This is a genomic window from Actinomycetota bacterium (assembly GCA_035540895.1).
Lineage (GTDB): Bacteria > Actinomycetota > JAICYB01 > JAICYB01 > JAICYB01 > DATLFR01.
The window spans coordinates 1-6,575 of record DATLFR010000105.1 but is presented as its reverse complement, the minus strand read 5'-3'; the positions used below and the strand labels follow the sequence as shown (position 1 = coordinate 6,575).

General features: G+C 70.7%; 11 protein-coding genes. 3 read left to right on the top strand and 8 right to left on the bottom strand.

The window, feature by feature from the left end:
* On the top strand, positions 1 to 261 hold a 261-nt coding region (locus tag VM840_06190), incomplete at its 5' end, for a hypothetical protein (GenBank protein HVL81165.1).
* A gap of 1 nt (position 262) precedes the next feature.
* Here VM840_06190 and VM840_06185 read toward each other — a convergent pair.
* Positions 263 to 481 carry a hypothetical protein gene (locus tag VM840_06185; protein HVL81164.1) on the bottom strand — a complete coding sequence of 73 codons (219 nt, stop codon included), beginning with the start codon at positions 479 to 481 and terminating at the stop codon, positions 263 to 265.
* A gap of 56 nt (positions 482 to 537) precedes the next feature.
* Between VM840_06185 and VM840_06180 the strand changes: the two genes are divergently transcribed.
* A complete protein-coding gene (locus VM840_06180; protein ID HVL81163.1) occupies positions 538 to 1,536 on the top strand; it encodes a hypothetical protein in 999 nt (332 codons plus the stop codon).
* Between the two features lie 24 nt (positions 1,537 to 1,560).
* On the opposite strand, the gene VM840_06175 is transcribed toward VM840_06180, so the two are convergent.
* The 5 genes from VM840_06175 to rpsF all read right to left on the bottom strand — a co-directional run bounded on the left by VM840_06175 (position 1,561) and on the right by rpsF (position 5,024).
* Entirely contained in the window at positions 1,561 to 2,439 is an 879-nt protein-coding gene (locus VM840_06175) for a DMT family transporter (protein HVL81162.1), read from the bottom strand.
* A gap of 15 nt (positions 2,440 to 2,454) precedes the next feature.
* Positions 2,455 to 3,804: a replicative DNA helicase gene (gene dnaB / locus VM840_06170; protein HVL81161.1), complete on the bottom strand. Its 1,350-nt coding sequence runs from the start codon at positions 3,802 to 3,804 to the stop codon at positions 2,455 to 2,457.
* A 194-nt stretch (positions 3,805 to 3,998) separates the two neighbouring features.
* Positions 3,999 to 4,454: a 50S ribosomal protein L9 gene (gene rplI / locus VM840_06165; GenBank protein HVL81160.1), complete on the bottom strand. Its 456-nt coding sequence runs from the start codon at positions 4,452 to 4,454 to the stop codon at positions 3,999 to 4,001.
* A gap of 4 nt (positions 4,455 to 4,458) precedes the next feature.
* Complete coding sequence (gene rpsR, locus VM840_06160) at positions 4,459 to 4,722, bottom strand: 30S ribosomal protein S18 (protein HVL81159.1); 264 nt, start codon at positions 4,720 to 4,722, stop codon at positions 4,459 to 4,461.
* The gene (gene rpsF / locus VM840_06155) at positions 4,719 to 5,024 is read right to left on the bottom strand and encodes a 30S ribosomal protein S6 (protein HVL81158.1); all 306 of its coding nucleotides are present in this window, start codon (positions 5,022 to 5,024) and stop codon (positions 4,719 to 4,721) included. The genes rpsR and rpsF overlap by 4 nt, the downstream gene beginning before the upstream one ends.
* A 115-nt stretch (positions 5,025 to 5,139) precedes the next feature.
* On the opposite strand from rpsF, the gene VM840_06150 reads away from it, so the two are divergent.
* Positions 5,140 to 5,682 (top strand): GNAT family N-acetyltransferase, encoded by a 543-nt coding sequence (locus VM840_06150; GenBank protein HVL81157.1) that lies wholly within the window; start codon positions 5,140 to 5,142, stop codon positions 5,680 to 5,682.
* 79 nt (positions 5,683 to 5,761) lie between these two features.
* Here VM840_06150 and ssb read toward each other — a convergent pair whose 3' ends face one another.
* Together ssb and VM840_06140 are read right to left on the bottom strand one after the other, a co-directional pair.
* Positions 5,762 to 6,217: a single-stranded DNA-binding protein gene (ssb, locus tag VM840_06145; protein ID HVL81156.1), complete on the bottom strand. Its 456-nt coding sequence runs from the start codon at positions 6,215 to 6,217 to the stop codon at positions 5,762 to 5,764.
* A 177-nt stretch (positions 6,218 to 6,394) separates the two neighbouring features.
* The coding region (locus tag VM840_06140; protein HVL81155.1) for a hypothetical protein at positions 6,395 to 6,575 on the bottom strand (181 nt) is incomplete at its 5' end.

Genomic DNA, 6,575 nt, shown 5'->3' with positions numbered 1-6,575 from the left:
CTCCAGCGTGATGCGGACCAGGACACGGTCCAGGTCCGCATCACGCTGGAGGGATCCGGACGGGCCGAGGTCCGAGCCGAGCTGTTCGCGCCCGACGGCCGGTCCATCCATCGGGTGGACCGGGCGGTGGAGCTCGACGGCGTCCAGGAGATCGACCTGAGCGATCTCCCGGTGCCGGAGCCGGGCGGCTACCGGCTCGAGGTGGAGGTGACCGCACCCGGGATCCGGTCGAGCCAGTCGGTGACGATCAAGCGGGGCTGAGTCAGCGCGCGACGAGCAGGGAGCCGAGCCCCCACAGGGCGAGCACGAACCCGACGACGATGTTGACCCCGACGATCTTCCAGTTGGGTCGCGGCCGCGTGTCCTCCGGCTTCCTGCGCTTCTCGCGCACCACGACCGCCAGGTTGCCGACGAGCAGGGCCGCGCCGAGCGCCAGGACGAGCTGACGCAGCGTGTCTCCGACGGGTATCGCGCCTTCCATCCCCTCATGATGCACGGTGCGGACGGCCCGGTCCCCCGGTCGCATATCGTCTCGACATGTCCAGCGGCGCTGGGGTGGCGCAGGTCCGTCCGCCGGGGTCGGACGGGGAGCGAGCCGCGGCGGCGGTCGTCGAGGCGGGGCTGGGGGAGGTCGGGTTCCCCGTCCGTCGCTTCACGCAGCCTGCCCTGCGGGGGCCGCTCGTGCTGCCGTTCCTCGCGGTCGTCCTGCGCGCTGTCTCCGCGGGGGGGCGGGGCACACACGTGTTCACGGTCCTCGGCCTGGTCGCGATGTGGCTGGCGATGCCTGGTCCGCCTATCGCGCGCTCGCGGCTCATGGCCCGGGTGCCGGGTCTCGGCCGTCCATGCACCTCCGTGTCCGCAGCCGTGCCAGGTGCGGACCCGCTCCGGGCGCCGCCGATCGTCGTGGTCACCCGGCTGGACGCGCACCCCGGTGAGAGACCGCTCGCCGCCTGGCACGAGTGGGTCGCCTTCGGCAGCGCGCTCGTCGCGGCCCTGTCGAACCTCGCCGACGGCCCCACCCCCCGGACGCTCGCCTGGGTCGTGCTCGCCGAGGCCGCCCTCACGGGCCTCCTGCTCCTCGCTGCATCTCGGCGGGCGACGGTGCCGGCGTCCGGACAGCCCCACCTCCTCGTCGGGCTCGCCCGCCGCTTGAAGGCGTCCAAACCCGTGCGGGACACCCATCTCGTCGCGGCAGGTGGAGGGACGGTGGGAGCGTCCGGGCTCCTGGCGTACCTCGGTGCCGACCTGGACCTGGCCCGCACCGGCTGGGTCGTCACGCTCAGCCGGGTGCCGAAGGTCGACGCGGTCCCTGAACGGTCCTACCTGCCGCCCCGCACCACCCACGCCCCCGCCGTGCGGGCGCTGGCCCAGGCCGCGATCGAGTCCGGGGAGGCGATCGACATCGCCCCTCCCGGCCCGGGATCGCAGGAGGCACGGGCCGCCCTGGCCCGCGGACTCCCGGCGATCACCTTCGCGACGTCCGACGACGCCCGGACCGTGGAGATAGTGGACTCCCTGACCAGGACCGTGCTCTAGGCGCCTCGGTCGCGCCGTCGCCCGTTAGGACACCACCGGCTCAGCGGTCACGGCGCCGGCCGCTCGGGCGGACATCCCGACCAGGAGCCCGCCCGAAGCCACGACCAGCGCTCCCCCCACGACGTCGGTCCACGCGGGCGGAACCCCCTTCATGATCCAGACGAAGACGACCGCGGCCACCGGCTCGATGTACATCAGCACCCCGGTCTCCTGAGCCGGGAGCCGCGCGATCGCCACGTAGAAGAGGAGTCCCGCTCCGGCCGTGAGCACCACGCCCAGGAGCAGCCCCCAGGCCCAGGGGACCCCACGGCCATCCACCGAGGCCACCGCCCACGGCACCAGGAGCAGCGCGCCGACCAGGTACTGCCAGAACGCGATCACGGGCCCAGGCACGGTCTCGACCAGACGTCGGGCTCCCAGGATCAACGCGGTGCCGGACGCGGCCGCGGCGAGCGCGGCCAGGACCCCAACCGGGCGCCCTGCGCCCAGCTCGGGAGCCATGATCACCGAGAGCCCCGCCAGCCCCACGAACGCCAGCGGAAGGACGTGTCGCTCCCGGGGCTCACCGATCACCACCGGGGCGGTCAGCGCCACCAGGACCGGGAAGACGTAGCCGATCAGGACGGCTGCCGCCCCGATCAGCTGGAGGCCGACGAAGAAGACGACCCAGTGGACCGCCAGCGTGGCCCCAAGCGCCGCGAGCAGGGCACGCGAACGCCGGGGGACCGCCCGTCCTCGGTAGAAGACCGCCAGGACGACGGCCAGAGCCAGCGCGCCGATACCCATCCTCAGAGCCACCAGGAGGGGTGCGGGCGCGTCGGCCGCGGCGACCACGACCGGGAGCGAGCCCCACGCGAGCGTGGCCGTACCGATGGCGAGGTACCCGACGAGACGCTCCCGCATCCGCCGAGTCTAAGGTCAGCGACCCGCGGGGCTGGCTCCGGAGAAGTTCGCGAACTTCGTGTAGTTGGGCAGGAAGGTCAGCCTCAGCGATCCGACCGGACCGTTGCGGTGCTTGGCGAGGATCACCTCGGCTATCCCCTTGTCGGTCGAGTCGGGGTGGTAGACCTCGTCGCGGTAGATGAACATGACGAGGTCCGCATCCTGCTCGATGGCTCCGGATTCACGGAGGTCGGCGAGCATCGGTCTCTTGTCCTGCCTCTGCTCCACCGCCCTCGACAGCTGCGAGACCGCGATCACGGGCACCTCGAGCTCCCGGGCGAGGATCTTCAGCGAGCGCGAGATCTCCGAGATCTCCTGCACGCGGTTCTCGGACCGTCGAGGCCCGCTCATGAGCTGCAGGTAGTCGACGATGATCATGTCGAGGCCCTCGCGCTGCTTCAGGCGTCTCGCCTTCGCCCGGATCTCGAGCACCGTGACCGACTCGGTGTCGTCGATGAAGATGGGCGCCTCGGCCAGACGTCCCACCGCGTTCGCGAGCCGTCCCCAGTCGGAGTCGGTCAGGTTCCCGGTGCGCAGCTTGTGGACGTCCACGAGCGCCTCAGAGCAGACGAGACGCTGGATGAGCTCCATCTTCGACATCTCGAGCGAGAAGATGGCCACCTTCTTGCCGTGGTCGGTCGCCGCCTGCTGCGCGATGTTCAGGGCGAAAGACGTCTTCCCGAACGCGGGACGGGCGGCCACGATGATCAGGTTCGATCCCTGCAGGCCGCTCGTCATCTTGTCGAGGTCGACGAACCCCGTAGAGACCCCGGTGACCGCGCCCCCCTGGAGCTGGAGCTTCTCGATCTCTTCCATGTGCTCGTGGAGCAGGTCCCGGATCCGGACGAACCGGTCCCCCAGTCGCCGCTGGGCGACCTGGAACACGAGCGCCTCCACCTGGTCCACGATCCGGTCGACGTCGTCCCCCGAGTCGTAAGCGAGCGCGGCGGCCTCCTGAGTGGCCTCGATGAGCCGGCGCAGGAGCGCGGTCTCTTCCACGATGCGCGCGTAGTAGGAGGCGTTGGACGCCGCCGGGACCGAGCCCACCAGCTGCAGGAGGTACTCGCGCCCCCCGATCTCCCCGAGCGTTCCCGACCGGCGCAGCTCCTCGCCGACCGTGATCGCGTCGACCGCCTCCCCCCGCCCGAACAGCGAGACGATCGCGTCGTAGATCCGCCTGTGTCCGGGTTTGTAGAAGTCGTCCGGACGCAGCCGCTCTAGGACGTCGGATATGGACGCCTCGCTGAGCAGCATCGCCCCGAGGCAGCTCTCCTCGGCCTCCAGGTTGTGCGGCGGTACCCGCTGACCGTTAGCGACCTGCAGCATCTGAGACCTCTCCGAACATAGGTTCGCCGATCACACCAACGTCACTATCCCACCCGCCCCCGACACCCGGGCACGCGAGAGTCTCGCGCCTCAGCCTGTTGATCCGAAAGAGGACAGGATCCCCACATCCGGTGGGGATCCTGTGGACGAGCTGTGCCCTGGGGGCGTGGACGGCGACGAACCCGCTGGTCAGATCAGGACTCGACGACCTCCACGGTCACCCGAGCGGTCGTCTCCGGACCGAGCTTCACCTCGACCTCGTGGAAGCCGAGGTGGCGGATCGGCTCGGACAGATGCACCGCGTGGCGGTCGACCTCCACCCCCAGGGTGTCCCGCGCGACCTCGGACACCTGCGCCGCGGTCACGGAGCCGAACAGCTTACCGTCCGGACCCGCCTGCGCCTTCACGAGCAGCGGACCCGACTCGAGCTTCGCCCGGACCTCCTCCACCGCGGCGAGAGCCTTCGCCGCCTTCGACTCGGCGGCCGCCTTCAGGGTCTCCGCCTGCCTCAGGTTCCCTCTGGTCGCGGGGATAGCCATGCCCCGCGGGATGAGGAAGTTTCGGGCGAAGCCGCCCGCGACGGTCACGACCTCGCCGGCCGCCCCGAGTCGATCTACCTCCTGCGTGAGAACCACCTTCACCCTGGACATCGCGTCACCTGATCGTGTAGGGCAGGAGAGCCATCTCCCGCGCGTTCTTGACGGCCATGGCGACATCCTGCTGGTGCCGCGCGCAGCAGCCGCTGACCCGCCGGGCCCGGATCTTCCCGCGGTCGGACACGTACCGACGCAGCAGCGCCGCGTCCTTGTAGTCGATGTAGGACACCTTCTCCGAGCAGAACTGGCAGACCTTGGGCCGGCCCTTGCGGACGAAGCCCTTCGCGCCCTTCCCGCCCTTGCGGTCCTTCTCGCGCCTCATGACGCGCCCCTCGTCCGGACCTCGGGACGGACCGTCTTGTGGCGGACCAGCCCCTCCACGAACGGGAGCGCGGCCTCGATCGGCGTCTGGCCGGTGGGCCCGAGCTCGTAGGTGAACACGACGTAGTAACCCTCCTGCATGTCGTCGATCTCGTAGGCCAGCCTGCGGCGGCCCCACCGGTCGACGTTCGTGACGGACCCTCCGTTCTCGCTCACGAGAGCGGAGAAGCGGTCCACGGCGGCGTCGATGCCGGCATCAGGGAGCCGACCATCGATCAGCAGCATCGTCTCGTACGGGCGCAAAGCCCCGTCACCTCCTCTGGACTCGAACGGCCCCCGGCTCATCCGGGAGCAGGAGTGTGGGTGCAGCGGACAGCCTACCGCGTTCCGCCTGGTGGCGGGGGTGGGAGACTGGGGGATGGCTGCGCCGAGCGAGATGGAGTACGAGGGGGTCGTCCTTCGGCGGTGGCGCGAGGGGGATGCGGAGGCTCTCGTCGCGGCGGTCTCGGAGAGCCTCGAGCATCTGCGGCCTTGGATGCCGTGGGCGCAGGAGGTCCCGGGGCTGCAGGCCCAGCGGGAGTGGCTGGCCGGACAGGTCGCCGCCTTCGACGCGGGCGACGAGTTCACCTACGCGATCACCGCGCCGGGGTCCCGCGACGAGATCCTCGGCTCGTGCGGGCTGCACCGGAGGAAGGGTCCGGACGCGATGGAGATCGGCTACTGGGTCCACGCCGCGCATGCCCGGAAGGGGCTCGCCACCCGCGCCGTCCATGCGGTCACCCAGGTCGCCTGGAAGATCGGGCTCACCCGCGTCGAGATCCACTGCGACGAGGCGAACGTGGCCAGCGCCGCGGTCGCCCGTCGGGCTGGCTTCGAGTTCACCGCCCTGCTCGAACGCACCCCGAAGGCGCCCTCTGAGACGGGGCGCGAGATGGTCTGGACCAAGGCCCGGTCGCGGTAGAGCGCGCGCTGAGCAGCCGACGAAGAGGCCCCCGGCCTTGCGGCCGGGGGCCTCGGTGCTGTTGGAGGGAGCTAGCGGTCTAGAACGGCGGCTCCTCGTCGGGGAGCGGAGTGCCATCCGAAGATCCGTTGGACACGGACGCCCCGGCGAACGCGGGCACACCCTCGCCGCGAGGGGTCTTGCGGACCTCGGTCGTCGCCCACTGGAGGGAAGGACCGACGTGGTCGACCTCGACCTCGGTGACGGAGCGCTTCTGCCCCTCGGGCGTCTCCCAGGAGCGGGTACGCAGCTGTCCGATCACGATCGCGCGCGTCCCCTTGTGGAGGGACTCGGCGACGTGCTCGGCCTGCTGCCGCCAGACGTTGCACTTGAAGAAAGACGTGTCGCCGTCGCGCCACTCTCCCGTGGCCTGGTCGCGCACGCGGCGGTTGATCGCCACCGTGAACGAGGCGACCGCCGTGCCGCTGGGCGTGTAGCGCAGCTCCGGGTCGTCGGTCAGGTTGCCGACCAGGATCACCTGATTGTCGTTTGCCATATCGGACCCCCTTGCTCCTTCCCTCTGAACGTTGGGGAAGCGCACCGTCCATCGGTGCCACGTTCTCGTCGAGTCGCAACGTACCACCCACCACCGACACCGCCACCTGGAGAGGGCCCCATAACGAGGGCGGGGCCCCCGAGGGGGCCCCGCCGAAGAACGAACTACCGGTGCTGACTACGCAGCCTCGTTGAGGCGGCCGTCGATCATGGCGGTCGTGGCGGACGTCCCCGCGCCCTGGACCACGCCGGTCACCTGGCCCCCGGCGACGCTGTCGCCGGAGGTGGGTGCGACGTGCTGGTCCACGACTACGGTGTTGTCCCCGTTCTGCATCGACGATGCGGTCCCGGTTCCGTCC

Coding starts and splice junctions, on each gene's coding strand:
- VM840_06185 (HVL81164.1), bottom strand. CDS start 481: ATGGAAGGCGCGATACCCGTCGGAGACACGCTGCGTCAGCTCGTCCTG.
- VM840_06180 (HVL81163.1), top strand. CDS start 538: ATGTCCAGCGGCGCTGGGGTGGCGCAGGTCCGTCCGCCGGGGTCGGAC.
- VM840_06175 (HVL81162.1), bottom strand. CDS start 2,439: ATGCGGGAGCGTCTCGTCGGGTACCTCGCCATCGGTACGGCCACGCTC.
- dnaB (HVL81161.1), bottom strand. CDS start 3,804: ATGCTGCAGGTCGCTAACGGTCAGCGGGTACCGCCGCACAACCTGGAG.
- rplI (HVL81160.1), bottom strand. CDS start 4,454: ATGTCCAGGGTGAAGGTGGTTCTCACGCAGGAGGTAGATCGACTCGGG.
- rpsR (HVL81159.1), bottom strand. CDS start 4,722: ATGAGGCGCGAGAAGGACCGCAAGGGCGGGAAGGGCGCGAAGGGCTTC.
- VM840_06150 (HVL81157.1), top strand. CDS start 5,140: ATGGCTGCGCCGAGCGAGATGGAGTACGAGGGGGTCGTCCTTCGGCGG.
- ssb (HVL81156.1), bottom strand. CDS start 6,217: ATGGCAAACGACAATCAGGTGATCCTGGTCGGCAACCTGACCGACGAC.